We start from the raw sequence: 18,388 nt of genomic DNA on the forward strand, positions 1-18,388 counted from the left end.
GGCAAGGCACCAGTTCAATCCCATCCGCGTCAAGCAACGGAGCCAGACGCCCATGACCAGCCTTCCCATCACCCTCACCATCAACGGACATAAACACGAACTGGAGGTCGATCCGCGCGTAACCCTGCTCGACCTGCTGCGCGAGCGGCTCGATCTCACCGGCACCAAGAAGGGCTGCGACCGCGGCCAGTGCGGCGCCTGCACGGTGCTGGTCGACGGCAAGCGCATCAACTCATGCCTGGCGCTGGCGGTCAGCCATGACGGCGCCCAAGTCTTGACCATCGAAGGCGTCGCCCACGGCGAGGAGCTGCATCCGGTGCAGGCCGCCTTCATCGCCCATGACGGCTTCCAGTGCGGCTTCTGCACACCCGGCCAGATCATGAGCACGCTCGGCCTGATCGCCGAGGGCCAGGCCGGCGACGATCCCGAACGCATCCGTGAGGGGCTGAGCGGCAACATATGCCGCTGCGCGGCCTATGGCGGCATCGTCGAGGCCGTCCTGGAAGCCCAGCAACAGCTTGTCAAAGCCGACCGGAGGACCGCGGCATGAGAGACTTCGACTACATCAGGCCCGCCACCATTCCCGACGCCATCGCCGCGGCAGCCGAGCCGGGCTCGGCCTATCTCGCCGGCGGCACCAATCTGCTCGACCTGATGAAAGGCGGCATCACCAGTCCCGAGCGTATCGTCGACATCTCCCGGTTGCCGGAGCTCAACCGCATCGAACGGTTGGACGGTGGTGGCCTGCGCATCGGCGCGCTGGTGCGCAATGCCGACCTTGCCCATGATCCAGCGTTCGCGAAATCCTATCCGGCGGTGGCCGAGGCGCTGCTCTCGGGCGCTTCGGCGCAGCTTCGCAACGCCGCCACAGTCGGCGGCAATCTGTTGCAGCGCACGCGCTGCAGCTATTTCTACGACACCGCCAGCGCCTGCAACAGGCGCCAGCCTGGCGCCGGCTGCGACGCGCTGGGTGGAGAAAACCGCCTGCACGCCGTGCTCGGCTGGAGCGACGCCTGCATCGCCACCCATCCGTCGGATTTCTGCGTGCCGCTGGTGGCGCTCGACGCCGTGGTCGAGATCGAAGGCAAGAAGGGCCGGCGCCATGTGACGCTGGAGGAATTCCACCGGCTTCCCGGCGAAACGCCGCAGCGGGAGAATGCGCTGGAGCCCGGCGACCTGATCGTGGCAGTGCGCCTGCCGGCGGAGGCAGCCTCCTTCTCCGCCAATGCCCGTTACCTGAAAGTCCGCGAACGCACCTCCTATGCCTTTGCCGTCGTATCGGCCGCGGCAGCGCTCGTCGTCGACGGCGGTAAGATCCGCGCCGCAAGGCTGGCGCTGGGCGGCGTCGCGGCCAAGCCGTGGCGGGCACGAACGGCGGAAGCCGTCCTGCTTGGCGCGGACGCCAGCGAGGCGACCTTCGCCAGCGCCGCGGACGCTGCCTTGGCCGATGCCAGCCCCTCCGGCGACAATGCCTTCAAGATCGAGCTGGCCCGCCGCATCGTGGTCAGGGCGCTGATGTCCGCGCTTTCGGGAACGCCCGAGCGTCTGCCAGCCCTTCCTGCCTCCCCGTTCTCGAACATTCCCGGAGCGCGCCATGACGCTTGAACTCAGCCTCAACCAGCAACCCGCCCATGCCCGGCAGGGCTCCAGCATAGGCCAGCCGCTGACCCGCCGCGACGGCTTTCTGAAAGTCACCGGAGCCGCGCGCTACGCCGCCGACAACCATCCGCCCGGCATGCTCTATGCCGTGCTGGCGGTCAGCAGCATCGCACGCGGCCGCGTCGCATCGCTGGATGTCGAGGCGGCCAAGGCGCACAAGGGCGTGGTCGAGGTGATGACGCCGCAGAACCGGCCGGCGCTCGCCGCCGATCCGGACGCCAAGGACCATCCCTTCATGTTCCGGCTCGACCTGCTGCAAAATGACCAGGTCCGCTACCCCAACCAGAGCATCGCCGTGGTGATCGCCGAGACGCTGGAGGCGGCGACCGAGGGGGCAGCACTGCTGTCGCCGCGCTATGAAGTGCTGCCGGCGCGCGTTGGCCTCGACGGCGCTGAAAGCTTCGTGCCGCGTGGTGTCGGCGTCGGCGGTCCGGCCGTGCAGCACAAGGGCGATGTCGAGGCCGGCCTCAAATCGGCAAAGACGCGGATCGAAGCCACCTACGAGACGCCGGCCCAGTACCACAACGCCATGGAGCCGCATGCGATCGTCGTCGCCTGGGATGGCGACACACTGTCGATCGACACGCCGAGCCAGGGCCTTGCCATGGCGCAGGGCCGCATCGCCGGCCTGTTCGGCATCGCGCCGGAAAACGTCCACATCCGCAGCCCGTTCCTGGGTGGCGGCTTCGGTTCGAAAGGCATGATCTCCGGGCCGCAGATACTCGGCATCCTGGCGGCGCGTCTCGTCGGCCGTCCGGTCAAGCTGGTGCTGCGGCGTGAGCAGATGTACGGGCCGGTCGGCCACCGTGCGCCGACGCGCCAGACGCTGCGCATGGGCATGGATGGCGAAGGGCGGCTGACGGCACTCGACCATCACGCCAAGACTACGTCCAGCACGTTCGACGATTTCTTCGAACCGGCGGCGGATGCCTCGCACACACTCTACGCCAGCCCGGCCATCGCCACCTCGCACGATGCGGTGCGGCTCGATACCGGTACGCCGCTGTTCATGCGGGCACCCGGCGAAGCGACCGGCTCGATCGCGCTGGAGAGCGCTATTGACGAGGCAGCCTACGCCTGCGGCATGGACCCGCTGGAATTCCGGCTGCGGAACTATGCCGAGGTCGAGCCGATGACCGGCAAGCCGTTTTCCTCCAAGGCACTGCGCGAATGCTACAGGCAAGCGGCCGAGACGTTCGGCTGGGCGAGCCGCCCGCTTCAGCCACGGCTGATGCGCGACGCCGACGGTTTCCTGACCGGCTGGGGCATGGGCACGGCGACCTTCCCGGCGATCATGTTCCAGGCCGAAGCGCGGGCGGTGCTGAAAGCCGATGGCAGCGGCGTGATGGAGACCGGCGCGCAGGACATGGGGCAAGGCGCCTGGACCGCCTTCGCCCAGATCGCAGCCGACGGACTGGGACTGGATATCGACCAGGTCGATTTCAGAGCCGGCAGTTCCGACCTGCCCAATGCAGGCATTGCCGGCGGCTCCGGCCACACGGCGACGGCCGGCATGGCGATCCACAATGCGGGCGCCGCCGTCATCGCCAGGCTCGCCGATCTCGCCACCGGTGACGAGGCATCACCGCTCTACGGCGCCGGAAATGAAGGCGTGCTGGCGCGCGGCGGTCGCCTCTATCGGCGCGACGATGAAAGCCGCGGTGAAAGCTATGCCGAAATCCTCACACGCGCGGGCCTCACCGAGATCGAGGGCCATGGCAAGGGCGCTCCCGACCCGGCATCCCAGGAAAACTATGCCAAGCACGCGCACGGCGCCGTGTTCGCCGAGGTGAAGGTCGATCCGGATTTCGGCCAGATCCGCGTCACAAGGCTGGTCGGCGCGTTCGCCGCCGGGCGGGTCATCAATCCCAGGCTGGTGCGCAGCCAGTACTATGGCGGCATGATCTGGGGCGTCTCGTTCGCACTGCATGAGGAAGCCATCACCGACCGGCGCTCTGGCCGGATCCAGAATGCCAACCTCGCCGAATATCACGTCCCGGTGAATGCCGACGTTCCGTCGGTCGAGGCGCTGCTGGTCCACGAAGACGACCCTCACGTCAACGCACTCGGCATCAAGGGCGTCGGCGAAATCGGCATCACTGGTACCGCTGGCGCCGTCGCCAATGCGGTCTGGCATGCGACCGGCGTGCGGCCCCGGCGCTTTCCGATCCGCATCGAGGATCTGCTGGGGTGAGGAGTGGTCCACCTGGCGGACGGGAAGCCAATTGCTTGGCTCCCGTCCGACGAACGGTGAAGGCCCGGTCCGCCTTCGGGCGGATCAAAAGGTCCAGTGGACCTTTTTAAAGGGCCGAACGCCCGAAGGGTCCGAAGCGACAGCGAAGGGCCGGACAGCGGGCGCCAGGTCCCCCGCCGGCCCAACATGAGATCAACCGACTTCGCGTCAAGCAACTGGAGCCAGGCGCCCATGACCAAAACAACGATCCCAGTTCATCTCGATATCAACGGCCGTCATCACGATCTGCAACTCGAGCCGCGCGTCACGCTGCTCGATGCCTTGCGCGACCGGCTCGGCCTGACCGGAACCAAGAAGGGCTGCGACCACGGCCAGTGCGGCGCCTGCACCGTGCATGTCGACGGCGAGCGCGTGCTGGCCTGCCTGACGCTGGCCGCACAAGTCGAGGGCCGCACCATCACCACCATAGAGGGGCTTGCACGGGAGGGCGAAATGCATCCCGTGCAGGCTGCCTTCCTCGAACAGGACGCCTTCCAGTGCGGCTATTGCACGCCCGGCCAGATCATGTCGGCGGTCGCTTGCATCCGCGAGGGCCATGCCGGCTCCGACGACGAGATCCGCGAATACATGGCCGGCAATCTCTGCCGCTGCGGCGCCTATCCGCACATCGTCGCCGCCATTCGCCAGGCAGCATTGGAGGTCCAGTCATGAGGGATTTTTCCTATCTGCGCGCCAATTCGCTTGATGCCGCGCGCCAGGCGGCTGCCCTGCCCGGCGCCATGCTGCTCGCCGGCGGCACCACGCTGATCGACCTCGCCAAATGCGGCGTCGCCGAGCCAGACTCGCTGGTCGACATCACCCATCTTACGGGGCTGAACAGCATCGACGTGAACGAACGCGGCGCCACCATCGGCGCGCTGGCCAGGATGGGCCATGTCGCCGACCATGCCGACATCAAGAGCCGCTTCCCCGCCATCTCGGAAGCCCTGTGGCAGGCGGCTTCCGCGCAGATCCGCAACATGGCGACCATCGGCGGCAATCTGATGCAGCGCACGCGCTGCCCCTATTTCCGCGATCCCATGAATTTCCCTGCCTGCAACAAGCGCGAGCCCGGCAGCGGCTGTTCGGCCATGGGCGGCGTCACCAGGGGCCACGCGGTGCTTGGCACCAGCGACGCCTGCATCGCCATGTATCCGGGCGACCTCGCCGTGGCGCTGGTCGCCTTCGATGCGATCGTGCATCTGGGCGAGCGCCAGATCCCGGTCGACGACTTTTTCCTGCTGCCCGGCACCACGCCGGACAAGGAACATGCGATCGAACCGGGCGAGATGATCACCGCGATCGAGATTCCGGGCACGGCCGCTGCCCGGCGTTCGACCTATCTCAAGATCCGTGACCGGCAGTCCTATGAGTTCGCCGCGGCCAGTGCGGCGGTCGGCATCGAATTCGAAGCCGACGGCCGAACGATCCGCGATTTGCGCGTGGCGCTTGGCGGCGTCGCGACCAAGCCGTGGCGTGCGCGGGCCGTGGAAGACGCGCTGAAGGGCAAGGGGCTGGAGCCGGACGCTGTGCGCGCCGCGAGCCTGCTCGCTATCCAAGGCGCCGTCGACCATGGCGCCAACCACTACAAGATCGAACTGGCGCCGCGCGTCGTCGCCCGCGCCATCCTCAGATTGGGAGAGACGGCATGACCGTTCACAACATCAGGCATGGTGATGCGTCCGACGGCGCTTTTGCCGAAGCCGTCGGCGGCCGGCTGTCGCGCGTCGACGGCCCGGCCAAGATCACCGGCGCGGCGAAATACGCCGTCGAGCAGCAGCTCGAAGGCCTCGCCTACGCCGTGCTGGTCGAGAGCACGATTGCATCCGGCAAGGTGCGCGCGATCGACACCAAGGCGGCCAAGGCGGCGCCAGGCGTGCTGCAGGTGCTGACGCCGGACACCATCATCAGCCTGAAAACCGCAGCGGACTGGTTCGGTACGCCGCCGCCCGACAAACCCTATTGCCCGCTCGCGCGCGACATCACGTTCTCGGGTCAACATGTCGCCGCTGTCGTCGCCGAGACCTTCGAACAGGCGGTCGCGGCGGCGGCCCTGGTCAAGGTCAGCTATGACGAGACGCCTTCCATCGTCGACCTCAGCGACGGCAAGGCCGGCGACGGCATCCCGATCGACGCCATGACCAAGGAATGGGGCGATGCGCAAGGTGCCTTCGCGTCGGCACCGGTCCGGATCTGCGCCGCCTACAACACGCCGCGCGAATACCAGGCGCCGATGGAGCCGCATGGCCTGATCGCCCGCTGGGAGGGCGACCGGCTCACCGTATGGGAGCCGAGCCAGTGGCTGGACGGGATGGCCCGCACCTATGCCGAATGGTTCGACGTGCCGTTCGAGAATGTGCGGCTGGTCTCGCCCTATATTGGCGGCGGCTTCGGCTCTAAGGCGCTGGCGCTGAGCCATGGCGCGGTGGCCGCATGTGCCGCCAAAATGCTCGGCCGGCCGGTGCGCCTGGTGATGACGCGGCCGCAGACCTTTACCGGCTATGGTGGCCGCGCCGCGACGCGCCAGACGGTGACGATCGGCGCCGATGCGCAAGGAAACATCCAATCGATCGTGCATCGCGGCGTCAATGAGACATCCATCGACGGCATGTGGGTCGAGCCGCTGGGATCGGTCACCTCGATCATGTATGCGACGCCGAATTTCTCCTCGAAGCAGAATGTCGTGCGGGTCAATTCCGTGGTCCCGGGCGCCATGCGCGCGCCGGGCGAAAACCCTTCGGCCTTCGGCATCGAAAGCGCCATCGACGAACTCGCCTACGAGGTCGGCATCGACCCGCTGGAAATTCGACTCCGGAACTATGCCGAGCAGGATCCGCATGCCAAGAAAGCCTGGTCGACCAGACAGTTGCGCGAGGCTTTTGCCGCGGGCGCGGAGCGCTTCGGCTGGTCCAGGCGCTCGCCTGAACCGCGCTCGATGCGCGACGGCAACCAGCTGATCGGCTGGGGCGTCGCCGCCGGCACCTATCCGGTGCGGCGCGCCTATGGCGAAGCGATCGTGCGCATCCTGGCGGACGGCTCGGTCGAGGTCGAGAGTTCCTCGATCGACATGGGCCAGGGCACCTACACCATCCTGGCGCAGACCGCCGCCGAAACGCTCGGCGTGCCAGCTGACGACGTGGTGGTGAAACTCGGCGACTCCCGCTTTCCCCGCGCCGGCGTCACCGGCGGCTCGCGGCTGGCCGGCGTCATGACTGGCGCCGTCTACAAGGCGGCGACATCGGCGCTCGACCAGTTGGTGGGTCTCGCCATCAGCGATCCGCGCTCGCCTTTCCACACGCTGCAGGCCAACACGCTGGTCGTCGCCAATGGCCGCATAGCCTCGCCGCGTGGCGACGGCCCCGATGTCTCGATCGCCGAACTGCTCAAAAGCGTCGGCCGCGACCACATCGAAGCCACCGGCGACACCATGCCGGAAAACTCGACGCCAGAGGAGCGCTATAAGAACTACACCACCATCGCCATGGCGCTGCCGCACACCGAGGGCGACTATTCCCGCCACTCCTGGTGCGCGCATTTCATCGAGGTGCGCGTCGACGAGGATTTCGGCACGGTGCGTGTATCGCGCGTGGTGTCGGCGCTGGATTCCGGCCGCCTCTACAACCCGAAGCTCGCCGAAAGCCAGTGGAAGGGCGGCATCATCATGGGCATCGGCCAGGCGCTGCTCGAAGAGGGCATCGTCGACCGCCGCCATGGCCGCATCGTCAACAACAACCTCGCCGATTACCTCGTGCCGACCAATGCCGACATCCCGGACATCGAGGTGATCTCGGTCGGCATCCCCGACCTGCATTCCTCCGTGCTCGGCGGCAAGGGTGTCGGCGAATTGGCGATCGTCGGCGTGGCCCCGGCGATTGCCAACGCGGTGTTCCATGCGACGGGAAAACGCGTGCGGGATTTGCCGATCACACTGGAGAAGCTAATCTGAGGGCGGTGGCTGATCTCCCACTCGAGGGGAGATGTCGCCAAAGGCAACAGAGGGGGTCGTCGCGTATAGAGCGCCGACCCCCGTCTGCGGCAACAGGCCGAGCCCCGCCGCCCCCTGGCCTGCCGGCCATCTCCCGAGGGAGATTTGTAGCACCAGCAATCAGAACTTATAGCTGAGCCCGACCCGGATATCCTGCGTCTGCAGATCGACATGCGTTTCCGTGGGCAGACCGGCGGCCACCGAGAGATCCTGGCTGCCGAAATCCGAGTAGCGATATTCGGCTCGAGCGATCCACTTGTCGGTGAAGGCGTGCTCGATGCCGGCGCCAACGGTCCAGCCGACATGGCTGTCGCTGTGGAGCGTTACTTCGGCGGCAGGGCCGCCGGCGCTGACCGCAATCAGTTCATACTTGGCCGCGGCGACGCCGGCAGTGATGTAGGGCAAGGTCCGATCGAAAGCATAGCCGGCGCGCAGCCGCGCCGACCCCGACCATTTGAGTTCGCTCTTGAGCAAGGTGGTGACACCGCCGCCGCCGGCGTCGAGGGCCGTCAGCCCATCTATATTGCTGTACACAATGTCGGCCTCGGCTCCGATCACGAAGCTGTTCTCCATCTGGTAATTGGCGCCGATATGAACACCGCCGATAAATCCGTTCGGATCGGTGGAGACATTGAGATCGGTGGCCCCACCCAGTCCGCCGCCGGCGATGAACAGATTGGATTTTCCGGCCGCGTAGCCGATGTCGACGCCGGCATAGAGTCCGGACCAGTCGTAGCCGGATGCAACAGGCGAAACCTCATTGATATCAGCCGCACACGCCATACCGAGCGGCGCGAGAATGAAGGCCGTTGCGAGAAGAAGAGTTTTCATTGTTGTCTGCTGCCCCATGTTGCTTCCCCGCCGCACAAATGACCTGCGGAGATCCAGCTGTTGTCGAGAAATCCGGTGTTGCATTGTCCGCCGGCTGCGTCTTGGGCTGGGCCGCACCCGAATTGTCGGGGAAAGCATCGCAGCGCTTTCCCCGCTGGTGTGGCCATTCGGCCTCAGTCGATTGCCGTGTCGTGTATCCGGCGGAGTTGGCGGCGACGAAACTACCTGGCACTGCCCGGTGTCGAGCCGAAGCGGCGGCGGAAGCAGCGGTTGAAATAGGACACGTCGGAGAAGCCGCTGAGCAGCGCGATCTCGCTGATCCGCATGCGGTCGTTGTGCCTGTCGCGGAGCATGCGATGCGCCCTTTGCAAGCGCAGCTCGAGAATGCGCTCGGCAAAGCTCACCCCGGTTTCCTGCAGCAGGTCATGGACATAGCGAACGGAGAGCCGCAATTGCCCGGCAACGCCCTGCGCCGAAATGGCGGGATCGGCGAAATTATCCCGCATCTTCTGCAGTATCGCCTGCAGCCTTGCCGCGCGCAGGCCGCGCAGGCCCGCCAGTTCGGCCGCTTCGCCCTTGGCGCCGGTCGCCAGGCCGATCAGGTCGACGATCGTTTCGGTGGCGTGGCCAATGAGGTCGGGCGAGACCAGCGCCGGGCCTGCTTCCAGGAAGCTGCAATAGCGCTTGAGCATGCCGAGCGCCTCATTGTCGGCTCCAACGGTCAACGCCAGCCGATCCTCGATATGAGCGAAGGCATTTTCCAGCACGGCACGAGGGAGCACCACATTGGCCCAGACATTGCTGTCGCCGCCGGTCATCTGCAACGCTTCAGAAGCCGAGACCAATGCGGCCTCGCCTTTGCCGACGTGATAATCGCGGCCAATCTGCGTACCGCTGAGCACCGTATCGCCATTGTTGACCAGCAGCAGATAGCCGTCGCGACCGTCGGCGGCGATATTGCCGGCCTTGCGGCTGGCATGACGTATCGTCCCGGCCATCTGGCCAAGCACCAGCGACCCGACAGCCGTCGCTTCGATCGCGGCTTCGAACGACAGCTTCTCGGAAATCGTATATTCGACCGACCATATCTCGGCGACGTGGATGTCCTGCCAGAGCGCGAAGCGTGCGCGATGATCCAGATGCGGCGGCAAATCCGCCGACGAGAAGACGTTCTTTTGCAAGGGACGACTGGCCTTTTCTACAATCGCGTCTTCATTTCGACACGCACCGTATTGGACCAGATCACGGTCTGTCCAGAGCCGGATATACTTGTGCGCCAGGTGACAATTTCAGTGCCGTCCTGGACAAGGATTGGCTTAAATTCCGTCGGTTGTCCGGCTGAATTCCGGAATACCTGAAAATACCCAGTACCGAAGAATCGCTCCACCCTACTCCGGCGATGGGACCGGCGGCCGTGATGTCAGCGCCGTGCCGAAGGCGGCGACAACAACGGCTGCAATGCCGGCCAATTGCGTGGCGGTCAGGCTCTCATGCAGGAACAGGAAGCCGGCCAGCGCGCCCAGTCCCGGCTCCAGGCAGGTCAGCGTGCCGTAGATGCGCGCCGGCATCCGGGTCAGCGCCACCATCTCCAGAAAAAACGGCAACGCGCTGGAGAACAGGCCGACGAGCAAGGCGCTGACCAGGATCGATGGCGCCAGCAGCGCGGTTCCCGCCTGCGCCACGCCGAAGGGCAGCACCAGCACGGCGGCGATGGCCATGCCATAGGCGGTGGTGCGGGTGCCAAGCTCCGCGCCCGCCTTCTGGGCGAGCACGATGTAGAGCGCCCAGAAGCCGCCGGCCGCCAGCGCCAGCATCACCCCGATCGGATCGAGCGGCGTGAGTGAATGAACGAAGGGCGACAACAGCAGGATGCCGGCCACCGCCAGCGCGATCCAGGCAAAGTCGCTGGCGCGCCGCGAACTCAAGGTCGCCACCAGAAGCGGGCCGGTAAACTCCAGCGCCACCGCGATGCCGAGCGGAATCCTGGCCAGCGCTGCGTAGAACAGGAGGTTGAGCGCGGCGAGCGTCACCCCATAGGCGACCAGCCACGGCATGGTGGCACGCGAGGGCCGCATCTGCCAGGGCCGCAGCACCGCGATCAGCATCAGCGCACCGATGACCAGCCTGAGCGTCGTCGTGCCTTGCGCGCCGATCTGCGGGAACAGGCCCTTGGCAAAGGTGGCGCCGATCTGGATCGACACCATGGCGCCCATCAGTGCTGCGACCGGCAAGGGCGCGGCTTCGCGACGGGCAATCGGCGTCGATGTCACGTGATCCCATCCTCCATATCGCCGGGTCCAAACCCGATCGGCGGCATGGAGATAGGGCGAACCGGCCGGCCTGTCGTGAGGCAGCGGCAACTGGCTGCTGGGGCACGGACTGTAGGCACGCCATGAGCCTCCCAGCCCGCGAAGCGTTCATTGCCGCAGTGCACAAGGAATAGCCGGAGATGATCCTGTAGATGCGAGAGCGCAACGACAACGATAAGCTTTAGGCAGTGGCGGCCGAGCGCTTGAAGACGATGGTGACCCGCGTGCCCTCGCCGGCGCTCGAATTCACGTCGAATTCCGCCTTGGCGTTTTCGGTCAGCGAGCGGGCGATCAGCGCGCCGAGCTTGCCGCGCTTGGGCCAGGTCTCGCCCTCCGGCAGGCCGATGCCGTCATCGGCAATGAGGATGCGGCAGCCATCGCCGTCAACCATGCTGTGCAGCGTGATCGTGCCGCCTTCGCGCCCCTGGAAGGCATGTTTGAGCGCATTGGTCAAAAGCTCGTTCACCACCAGCCCGGTCGGCATGGCGACATTGATCGACACCGGATAGGTGTCCACCTTCATATCGAGGCGGATGCCCTCGACCGCATGCGAGTTCATCACCGCCGACGCGATCTGGCTGAGATAGACGCCAAGATCGACCTCATCCTTGTCATCATCCCCCGACAGCGTCTGGTAGAGGATCGCCAGCGCATCGACGCGACCTGCCAGCCTCTCGAAACGCTTCTGGTCCGGTTCGGCCGCGTTGCGCGTCTCCATCCGGATCAGTGCGGTGATCATCTGCAGATTGTTCTTCACCCGGTGCTGCAGTTCGCGCAGCAGCGTGTCCTTCTCGCGGATGCGCTCATCGATCGATCGCGGATCCTCCGTTTCGCCATGGGCCGAGACGTCGACCAGCGCCACCAGCCGGAAGCAGGCCTTGCCATTGTCGTCCTCGATGACGTTGGAATAGACGTCGACGATCGCCGGTTGGTCTTCTGTCCGCTCCAGCCGGAACGTGCCGATGAAATCGGTGTCCTCGACCACGGCCTCGAACAGCGGACGGTCCTTCAGCTTGTGCAGGCCGGTGCCGGAAAGCGCCGCCCAGTGTTGCCGGGCGAGCGTCGCCGCCTTGAGGCCGGACAGTTTCTCGAATTCCGGATTGGCGTAGACGACACGCTCCTTCGAATCCAGGCCCGAGACGGCAATGGCGATCGGTACCTGGTCGAGGAATTTCTTGAACTGTTCGCTTTCGAGCGCGCTGGCAAGGTCCGGCGTTTCGAGCAACTGCCCGACCGCTTCGGCCTTCTGTGTATCGGATGTCATCTGCGGCGCCTGTGCTGTGCTTGATCACCATCAGTACCAGCGATGCGATCACCCCGCCATCGCCAAAGCACGAGGCGGCATTTTCACGCCCCGCATCGGCGATGGGCGGTGTCGCGCAGCCGCCTCGAAGCAAGCAGTCGACGCCTTGGGAGCGCCTCACGCGGCCGGCTTCGACGCCAGCCGTGGACCGGTCTTGACGTCGACGATCTCCGGCTTGCCGCTGTCCACCGTGCCATCCCAGCCGCCACCGAGCGCCTTGTTGAGGGCGATGTAGTTGGTCGCCAGCAAGACGCGGCTTTGCAGCAGCGAGTCCTCGGCCGAATAGAGCGAGCGCTGGGCGTCGAGCACATCGAGAAGGCCTGTCTCGCCGGCCTTGTAGAGCATGCCTTCGAGACTTGCCGCCTCGCCATAGGACTTCGCCGAGGAGGCCAGCTTGCCGATCCGGATGCGCTCCTGCGACAACAGCACCAGCGCGTTTTCGACATCCTCGAGCGCCGTCAGCACCGAAGACCGGTAGGCGATGAAATATTGATCGCGCTGCGCCTTGGCAACCTCGACGGCCGCCTGCAATTGGCCGGCATTGAACAGGGGCACGCTGAGCGTCGGCCCGAACGACCAGCCGATCGACGAATTCTTGCCGAGATCGCCAAGCTTCAGCGCCGCCGTGCTGATGTCTCCCGTCAGGCTGACCGAGGGATAGCGGGCGGCCTCTGCCTGGCCGATCTTGGCGGTGTATTGCGCGTATTGGCGCTCCGCCATGCGCAGATCGGGGCGCGACAGCAGCAGGTCGGCGGGAATTCCGGTAGGCATTGGCAGGCGCGGTGCAGGGATTGGCGCGACCCGCTTCAGCCGCTCGTTGAGCGAGGCAGGCGGCCGGCCGGCCAGCACCGCGAGACGGTGCACGGCCTGGGCATAGCTTGCCTCCAGCGTCGGCACCGCGGCTTCGGTGCTCGCTGCCTGCCCCATCGCCTTGGCGACATCGGCGGCGGTCGCCGTGCCCGCCTGCGCCATGGTGCGGGTAAGTTCGGCGGTCTGCCTTTGCGACGCGGCCGAGCGCCGGGCGAGCGCGATGCGGGCCTGGTAGCCGCGCGCCTGGGTATAGTAGGAAGCGACATCGCCGACCAGGGTGAGAAGCGTCGAGCGCAGTTCCTCCTGCGAGGCGTCCAGCCCGTAGCGCGCTGCCTCGACGCCCCTGCGGTTGGCGCCGAACAGGTCGAGCTCCCAGCTTGCATCGAAGCCGGCCTGGTACTCGCTGTAGGTGGCGTCAGAGCCTGATGTGGTCTCGGCCGACTTGTTGCGGGTGGCCGAGCCGGAGCCGTCAACCGACGGCAGCAATGTGCCGGCACTCTGGCGATAGCTGGCACGCGCCTCGCGGATTTTTGCCTTGGCGGTGGCGACATCGAGATTGCCGGCAACCGCATCCTCGACAAGCGTGTTCAGCTCAGGATCGCGCAGCCGCTGCCACCATCTCGACAGTTGCGCCGGCTGGGCAGGCTTTGTCGGCTTGTGGCCGCTCCAGCTTGCAGGCATCGCCAATATGGGCGTCTGATAATCCGGACCGACGACGCATCCCGCGAGCAGGACAGCGGTAATCATAGGCGCAAGAAGCCGCCTCGCGGCCACCGAGCCACGTTCCAAACCTGTCATGTGAAGTTTTCCTATTGCTGGTTGGCCGTCACCGGCGTTTCGCCCGTATCTGGTTTGGCCGCCCTGCCCTTGAAGATGCGCCGCACGGTGACGAACAGCAGCGGCACCAGGAAGACACCGATCACCGTCGCTGCGATCATCCCGCCCATCACGCCGATGCCGACGGAGTTCTGCGCACCCGAGCCCGCACCGCTGGCAATCGCCAGCGGCAACACGCCGAGGATGAAGGCCAGCGACGTCATCAGGATCGGCCGCAGCCGCTGTCGTGCTGCCTCAAGTGTCGCCTCGACGAGCCCCATCCCGGCGGTCTGCCGCTCGATGGCGAACTCGACGATGAGGATGGCATTCTTGGCCGCGAGACCGATCGTGGTCAGCAAGCCGACCTTGAAATAGACGTCGTTGGACTGGCCGAACAGGCTTGCCGCCAGCAGCGCGCCGAAGATGCCGATCGGCACCGACAGCATGACCGCGAACGGGATCGACCAGCTCTCATAAAGTGCTGCCAGGCAAAGGAACACCACAAGGGCCGAGATCGCATAGAGCGACAGCGCCTGGTTGCCGGAAAGCTTCTCCTGGTGCGACAGCCCTGTCCATTCGTGGGAATAGCCGGCGGGCAGCTGCGCCACCAGCTTGTCGATCTCGTCCATGGCGGCACCCGAGCTGATGCCCGTGGCCGCCGCGCCCTGGATCTCGACCGCCGCCGATCCATTGTAGCGTTCGAGCCTGGGCGAACCGAATGTCCAATGGCTGGAAGCAAAGGCCGAGAACGGCACCATGGCGCCGCTGGCGTTGCGGACCTGCCATTTGTCCAAATCTTCCGGCTGCATGCGGAAGTTCGGGTCCGACTGCAGGTAGACCGGCTTCACTCGCCCGCGATCGATGAAGTCGTTGACGTAGTCGCTGCCCCAGGCGGTCGACAGTGTGTTGTTGATGTCGGCCAGGCTGACGCCCAGCGCGCTGGCTTTTTCTTGGTCGATGTCGACCGAGAATTGCGGCTGGTCTTCCTGCCCGTTGGGCCTTGTGTTGGCGAGCAGCTTGCTCTGCCCGGCCAGGGCCAGAAGCTGGTTGCGCGTCTGGATCAGCGCGTCATGGCCGGCGCCGTTGACGTCCTGCAGGTAGAAGTCGAAGCCGTTGGTGTTGCCGAAGCCCTGGATGGCGGGAGGTGCAAGCGCAAAGATCTGCGCATCCCTGATCTTGGAGAAGGCGCCCATGGCGCGGCCGGCGATCGCCTGTGCGGCGGAAGCCGGTGATTTGCGCAGGTCGAAATCCTTCAGCCGCACGAAAGCGATGCCGACATTCTGTCCGGCGCCGCCGAAGCCGAAGCCGGAGGCGGTGAACACCCCGTCGACGGCATCCTTCTCTTGGCCGAGATAATGGTCAGTGACTTGCGCCAGCACGCGCTCGGTGCGGTCCTGCGTCGCGCCGACCGGCAGCTGCACGCTGGTGATCAGGATGCCCTGGTCCTCTTCCGGCAGGAACGAACTCGGCAGCCGGGCAAACATCCAGCCCACGGCAACGACGATGGCTAGGAACACGACGAGGAAGCGCCAGGATCGGTTGATGATGCCGTGCGAGCCATCGCGATAGGCAAGCGTGCCGCGATCGAAGACCCGGTTGAACCAGCCGAACGGACCGGTCTGCGTCGCATGATCCTTGGGCGGCCGCAGGATGGTGGCGCACAGTGCCGGCGTCAGCACCAACGCGACCAGCACGGAAAGCACCATCGCCGAGACGATGGTCACCGAGAATTGCCGGTAGATGATGCCGGTCGAACCGCCGAAGAAGGCCATCGGCACGAACACGGCCGAAAGCACGGTGGCGATGCCGATCAGCGCACCGGTGATTTCGTGCATCGACTTGCGCGTCGCCTCCTTCGGCGACAGGCCTTCTTCCTGCATCACGCGTTCGACATTCTCGACGACGACGATGGCGTCGTCGACGAGCAGGCCGATGGCCAGCACCATGGCGAACATGGTCAGCGTGTTGACGGAATAGCCGAACAGAGACAGCACACCGAACGTGCCGAGCAGCACCACCGGCACGGCAATCGTCGGGATGATGGTGGCGCGCAAATTCTGCAGGAAGATGAACATCACCAGGAACACCAGCACGATCGCCTCGGCCAGCGTCTTGACCACCTCCTCGATCGACAGCCGCACGAAGGGCGAGGTGTCGTAGGGATAGACGACCTCGACGCCTTGCGGGAAAGTCGAGCTCAGCCGGGCGATCGTCGTGCGCACCGCCTCGGCGGTATTGATGGCGTTGGCGCCGGTCGCCAAATTGACGGCGACGCCGGCCGCCGGCTTGCCGTTATAGTTGGCCTGCGTCGTGTAGCTTTCGGCGCCGAGCTCGACGGTAGCAACGTCGTTGAGGCGAACCAGCGAGCCGTCCGTCTGGCTCTTCAGGATGATGTTGCGGAACTGTTCGGCGGTCTGCAGCCGGCTCTTGGCCGTCACCGTGGCGTTGAGCTGCTGGCCCTTGCGCGCCGGCAGGCCGCCGAGCTGGCCGGCCGAAACCTGCGTGTTCTGTGCCTCGATGGCGGAGGCCACGTCGCTCGGCATCAGGGCATATTTGGCGAGCTTGTCGGGGTCGAGCCAGATGCGCATGGCATAGCCGGAGCCGAACAGCTGCGTCGAGCCGACACCCTCGACGCGCTTCAGCGTGTCGTTGACGGTGGCATCGACATAGTCGGCGAGATCGGTCGAGTTCATCTTGCCGTCGGTCGAGACGAAGCCGATGACCATCAGGAAGCCGGTCGAGGATTTGGAGACGGTGATGCCGTTGCTCTGCACCACCTGCGGCAGCTGCGACTGCACCAGCTGCAGCTTGTTTTGCGTCTGCACCTGGGCGGTGTCGGGATCGGCCGCGGTGGTGAAGGTCAGCGTGATCGAGGCCGAACCGGTCGAGGTCGACGTCGCCGTCATGTAGTCGAGATTGTCGATGCCAGTCATGCCTTGCTCGATGACCTTGGTCACCGAGTTCTCGACCGTCTGCGCGTCGGCGCCCGGATAGGTGGCGCTGATGTTGACCGTGGTCGGCGCGATCTGCGGATATTGCGAGATCGGCAGCGAGGTGAGCGCCAGAAGTCCGCCCAGCATGATCACGATGGCGATCACCCAGGCGAAGATCGGCCGGTTGATGAAGAATACGGACATCGCTCAGTTCCCGGTGGCGGCGGCAGGCGCCGGTTTGGCAGCGCTGGACGCCGCCGGTGCGGCGGACGCGCCCTGTCCGCGGTCCTTGACCTCGCCGGTCGTCTCGTCGATCGTCACTTCGACGCCCGTCGCATCGCCGCCGGGGCGCACCAGTTGCATGCCCTCGACGATGACGCGGTCGCCGTCGCCGACACCCGAATCCACCAGCCAGTTGTTGCCTACACTGTTGCGCACTGCGAGCACGCGCGTCTCGACCTTGCCCTGCGCATTGATGACCATCGCCGTCGCCTCACCCTTGGTGTTGCGGCTGACGGCGCGCTGCGGCACCAGGAAACTGTTCTGGGCAACGCCCTCCTCGACCAGCGCCCGCACATACATGCCGGGCAGCAGCAAGCGATCGGGATTGGGGAACTCGGCCCTAAGCGCGAAGGTGCCGGTGGTCTGGTCGACATTGGCGCCGGCGAATTCCAGCTTGCCGGTCTGCGTGTAGATGGTGCCGTTCTCGAGCTTCAGCTTGACGCTGACATTGGGACCGCTGAACTTCAGCCGCCCTTCCGAGATCGCCTGGCGCAGATTGAGCAGGTTGGTGCTCGACTGCGTGACATCGACATTGATCGGATCGAGGGCACGGATGGTGGTCAGCACAGTGTCCTGGTTGGCGGTCACCAGCGCACCCGGCGTCAGCGTGGACTTGTCGATGCGGCCGGCGATCGGCGCCGTGATCGAGGTCCGGTCGAGGCTGATGCGCGCCGTCTCGGCACTGGCCTTGGCCGAGGCGACATCGGCTTGCGCCTGTGCCAGCGTGGCGGCGGCATCGTCATAATCCTGTTTGGAAACAACGTTCTGCTTCAACAGGCCGGCATAACGGTCGAACTTGGCCTGTGCGGTGGGCACCGCCGCTTGGGCCTTCTGCTGGGCGGCGACCGCGCTGTCATAGGACGCCTTGTAGCTCGCCGGATCGATGAGGTAGAGCGGCTGTCCAGCCGCCACCTCGCTGCCCTCCTTGAACAGGCGCTGCTGGATGATGCCGTTCACTTGCGGGCGCACCTCGGCAACCAGCGACGCCGCCGTGCGTCCCGACAGTTCGGCTGTTATCGCCACCGATTGCGGATGCAAGGTGACGACGCCGACTTCCGGTTTGCCGGGCGCGCCCATGCCGGCGGGGGCGCTGCCCTCCTGCGAGCAGGCCGCCAGCAGAAAGGTGGCTGCGAACATCGCGGCCCAGGGTGCCAGACGGAGTGCCGGCTGCGGAGACGGGCTAGACTGGATAGACATGGACTGAATGATCTTTCGCTGGAGTTGCGG

The 18,388-nt window shown here is 65.7% G+C and carries 13 protein-coding genes; 6 read left to right on the forward strand and 7 right to left on the reverse strand.

What is annotated here, in order from left to right; translation table 11 throughout:
- Positions 1 to 52 precede the first annotated feature (52 nt).
- From MESCI2_RS0102530 to MESCI2_RS0102555, 6 genes are all read left to right on the forward strand, one after another.
- A complete protein-coding gene (locus MESCI2_RS0102530; protein WP_023814339.1) occupies positions 53 to 550 on the forward strand; it encodes a (2Fe-2S)-binding protein in 498 nt (165 codons plus the stop codon).
- Entirely contained in the window at positions 547 to 1,605 is a 1,059-nt protein-coding gene (locus tag MESCI2_RS0102535; protein WP_027035174.1) for an FAD binding domain-containing protein, read from the forward strand. The genes MESCI2_RS0102530 and MESCI2_RS0102535 overlap by 4 nt, the downstream gene beginning before the upstream one ends.
- Positions 1,595 to 3,853 carry a xanthine dehydrogenase family protein molybdopterin-binding subunit gene (locus tag MESCI2_RS0102540; protein WP_027035175.1) on the forward strand — a complete coding sequence of 753 codons (2,259 nt, stop codon included), beginning with the start codon at positions 1,595 to 1,597 and terminating at the stop codon, positions 3,851 to 3,853. Before MESCI2_RS0102535 ends, MESCI2_RS0102540 begins: the two co-directional genes overlap by 11 nt.
- A gap of 231 nt (positions 3,854 to 4,084) precedes the next feature.
- Positions 4,085 to 4,564 (forward strand): (2Fe-2S)-binding protein, encoded by a 480-nt coding sequence (locus MESCI2_RS0102545; RefSeq protein ID WP_027035176.1) that lies wholly within the window; start codon positions 4,085 to 4,087, stop codon positions 4,562 to 4,564.
- Positions 4,561 to 5,544 (forward strand): FAD binding domain-containing protein, encoded by a 984-nt coding sequence (locus MESCI2_RS0102550; protein WP_027035177.1) that lies wholly within the window; start codon positions 4,561 to 4,563, stop codon positions 5,542 to 5,544. Before MESCI2_RS0102545 ends, MESCI2_RS0102550 begins: the two co-directional genes overlap by 4 nt.
- Complete coding sequence (locus MESCI2_RS0102555; protein ID WP_027035178.1) at positions 5,541 to 7,838, forward strand: xanthine dehydrogenase family protein molybdopterin-binding subunit; 2,298 nt, start codon at positions 5,541 to 5,543, stop codon at positions 7,836 to 7,838. Before MESCI2_RS0102550 ends, MESCI2_RS0102555 begins: the two co-directional genes overlap by 4 nt.
- Before the next feature lie 159 nt (positions 7,839 to 7,997).
- Here the strand turns inward: MESCI2_RS0102555 and MESCI2_RS0102560 are convergent, their stop codons facing one another.
- From MESCI2_RS0102560 to MESCI2_RS0102590, 7 genes are all read right to left on the reverse strand, one after another.
- Positions 7,998 to 8,708, reverse strand: a complete 711-nt coding sequence (locus MESCI2_RS0102560; RefSeq protein ID WP_027035179.1) for an outer membrane protein — start codon at positions 8,706 to 8,708, stop codon at positions 7,998 to 8,000.
- A 221-nt stretch (positions 8,709 to 8,929) separates the two neighbouring features.
- Positions 8,930 to 9,889 carry an AraC family transcriptional regulator gene (locus tag MESCI2_RS0102565; protein ID WP_027035180.1) on the reverse strand — a complete coding sequence of 320 codons (960 nt, stop codon included), beginning with the start codon at positions 9,887 to 9,889 and terminating at the stop codon, positions 8,930 to 8,932.
- Between the two features lie 207 nt (positions 9,890 to 10,096).
- Complete coding sequence (locus tag MESCI2_RS0102570) at positions 10,097 to 10,978, reverse strand: EamA family transporter (protein ID WP_032900293.1); 882 nt, start codon at positions 10,976 to 10,978, stop codon at positions 10,097 to 10,099.
- A 220-nt stretch (positions 10,979 to 11,198) separates the two neighbouring features.
- On the reverse strand, positions 11,199 to 12,281 hold the full coding sequence (locus tag MESCI2_RS0102575; protein WP_027035182.1) for a sensor histidine kinase: 1,083 nt from the start codon (positions 12,279 to 12,281) through the stop codon (positions 11,199 to 11,201).
- A gap of 156 nt (positions 12,282 to 12,437) precedes the next feature.
- The gene (locus MESCI2_RS0102580) at positions 12,438 to 13,928 is read right to left on the reverse strand and encodes an efflux transporter outer membrane subunit (protein WP_027035183.1); all 1,491 of its coding nucleotides are present in this window, start codon (positions 13,926 to 13,928) and stop codon (positions 12,438 to 12,440) included.
- A gap of 11 nt (positions 13,929 to 13,939) precedes the next feature.
- A complete protein-coding gene (locus MESCI2_RS0102585) occupies positions 13,940 to 17,083 on the reverse strand; it encodes an efflux RND transporter permease subunit (RefSeq protein ID WP_027035184.1) in 3,144 nt (1,047 codons plus the stop codon).
- A 3-nt stretch (positions 17,084 to 17,086) separates the two neighbouring features.
- Positions 17,087 to 18,358: an efflux RND transporter periplasmic adaptor subunit gene (locus MESCI2_RS0102590; RefSeq protein WP_032900377.1), complete on the reverse strand. Its 1,272-nt coding sequence runs from the start codon at positions 18,356 to 18,358 to the stop codon at positions 17,087 to 17,089.
- Positions 18,359 to 18,388: the final 30 nt, after the last annotated feature.

This window comes from Mesorhizobium ciceri WSM4083, from assembly GCF_000519305.1.
Lineage (GTDB): Bacteria > Pseudomonadota > Alphaproteobacteria > Rhizobiales > Rhizobiaceae > Mesorhizobium > Mesorhizobium ciceri_B.